This window comes from Microcystis sp. LEGE 08355, from assembly GCF_015207185.1.
Classification (GTDB): Bacteria; Cyanobacteriota; Cyanobacteriia; order Cyanobacteriales; family Microcystaceae; genus Microcystis; species Microcystis panniformis.
The window spans coordinates 1-2,498 of record NZ_JADEXI010000637.1 but is presented as its reverse complement, the minus strand read 5'-3'; the positions used below and the strand labels follow the sequence as shown (position 1 = coordinate 2,498).

Below are 2,498 nucleotides of genomic sequence, written 5' to 3'. Positions count from 1 at the left end.
CCCCACACCCAACCCCCAAGACCTGATTGCTATATCATAAGAAAGACAGGGGAAATCTTAAAAAAATCGAGAAAGTTTTCCCCCTCGATTACTTTTTCCCATAAAAAAACTGCACTAGAGGTAACTGTTAATGGTCGTTAGTCGTGATAAGGCTCCCACGGCACAGGAAACGTTTATGCAAATGGCACAGGCGGCTGGTTTACGCGGCCGCTTGTTGGTTACATTGGGTTTACTGATTCTGCTCCGTTTTGGGATGTTTGTACCGATACCCGGTTTGGATCGGGCAAGATTAGCAGAAATTATTCAAGGTAACGCCGCTTTGGGAATCCTTGACCTGTTTACCGGGGGAGGATTATCGACGTTAGGGATTTTTGCCCTCGGCATTCTTCCCTATATCAACGCCTCAATTATCGTGCAACTGCTCACCGCTGCCCTTCCTTCTTTGGAAGATTTACAGAAAAATGAAGGAGAAGCAGGACGGCGAAAAATTGCCCAAATTACCCGTTATATTGCCTTTGGTTGGGCAATTATTCAAAGCATCGGTATTACTCTCGGTTTATTGGTGGCTAACGGCGTTGTGGCCGGAACTTTACCCTCGATCGCCGCTACGGTTCTCGCTTTAGTGGCCGGTTCTATGTTCGTGATGTGGATTTCGGAACTGATTACAGAACGCGGTCTGGGAAATGGAGCATCTTTGTTGATTTTTGTCAACATTGTCGCTGTTTTACCGAAAACCCTCGGTGATACGATTACTTTTGCTCAACAGGGTGGCCGACAAGCGATCGCTCAAGTGGTGATTCTCTTGCTGGTTTTCTTGGTGATGATTATCGGCATTGTTTTTGTTCAGGAAGGAACCCGTCGGATTCCGATTGTTTCTGCCCGTCGTCAGGTGGGTCGTCGTCTCTATCGGGAAAGAACCAGTTATCTACCCCTACGACTCAATCAAGGGGGCGTGATGCCGATTATTTTCGCCTCGGCAGTGTTGGTGTTACCTTTCCAATTGGTGCAAGCTTTACCCACGGATAACCCGGTCGGTCAGGTTTTGGTTCAGTTGGTCAATGCCCTGCGTCCCGATAGTTGGGGTTATGTGGCTTTTTATAGCTTACTAATTCTCGGTTTTAGTTTCTTCTACGCTTCCCTGATCGTTAACCCCAAAGATATGTCCCAAAACCTGAAAAAAATGGGGGCCAGTATTCCGGGGATTCGACCTGGAACCGCTACTACTAATTATCTGGAAGGGGTGCTGAATCGTCTCACCCTTTTGGGTGCTCTCTTTTTAAGTTTGGTGGCTACCGTGCCGACTTTGGTAGAAAGCGCTACTGGTGTCACCACTTTTCGCGGTTTGGGGGCAACTTCCCTGTTAATTCTGGTGGGGGTGGCGATCGATACGGCGAAACAAATTCAAACCTATGTCATGTCTCAACGCTATGAGGACATGATTAAAAAGTAGTTAGATAGTTAACCAGTGACCTTTTTGCGGTTACTGGTTATTTTTCCCCTTAAAACCCTATATTTAATCCATGAGCAAACGGATCGGTGTGATATTTTTGGGACCGCCCGGATCGGGAAAAGGGACCCAAGCGGCAAAATTAGCGGAATCTCTGACGATTCCTCATATTTCTACCGGTGAAATTTTACGTCAAGCAATTACAGAGAAGACAGAACTTGGTCAGCAAGCACAAGCTTATGTGGAAAAGGGAGAATTAGTCCCTGATGAGTTGTTATTAGGTTTAATTCAGGAACGTTTAAAACAGCCTGACAGTGCTAAGGGTTGGATTCTTGATGGTTTTCCCCGCACGGTGGCACAGGCGAGCTTTTTAGACGCATTACTGGAAGAATTGGCCGATAGTTACACATTTGTGGTTAATTTGGCTGTACCGGATACGGTCTTAATTGAGCGTCTGATGCAACGGGGTCGTCAAGATGATACTCAAGAAACGATCGCCCGTCGCCTACAGGTTTATATCGACCAAACTGCCCCCGTTTTAGATTATTACGGTCAAAAAGGGACTCTTAACCATATCGACGGTAATCAACCGATGGACGCGGTTACTGCCGCTTTAACAGCAGTTGTCACTCCTGTTTAAAGTTTCTCTCAGTCAGTCATCAGTAATCAGTTATCAGTTATCAGTGATCAGTCAGTTATCAGTTATCAGTGATCAGTTATCAGTTATCGGTCAGTAAAAATTACAACTTTTTATAAGTTTTTTATATCAAACAAGCTTTAATAGTTGAGAATATTTAAATTTACATTTCGCAATATTGATCTTTTCTTAAGAATTTATTGAAAATAATTCTCATTTGTTTACGAGGTTGCAATACTTCCAGCGATTATGGTATAATTTCGCAGTATGAGATGATGGGATGTTCTGTGCTTTTTGGGGTTTTTAGCTGTCTGTTGATCCTGAAAACCCTTGCTAAATCTACACTAACCTATTTAAGAACAGTAACAACTGGCGGTTAAAGAGCCTTTTAAAAGCCAACCCGTTGATCAATTA

The 2,498-nt window shown here is 44.1% G+C and carries 2 protein-coding genes; both read left to right on the top strand.

Annotated elements, in window-relative coordinates; genetic code table 11:
- The first annotated feature begins 130 nt into the window (after positions 1-130).
- A complete protein-coding gene (secY, locus tag IQ242_RS22275; protein WP_193961442.1) occupies positions 131-1,450 on the top strand; it encodes a preprotein translocase subunit SecY in 1,320 nt (439 codons plus the stop codon).
- A 70-nt stretch (positions 1,451-1,520) separates the two neighbouring features.
- Positions 1,521-2,087, top strand: coding sequence for an adenylate kinase (locus IQ242_RS22270; protein ID WP_108937286.1), 567 nt, complete (start codon positions 1,521-1,523; stop codon positions 2,085-2,087).
- Positions 2,088-2,498: the final 411 nt, after the last annotated feature.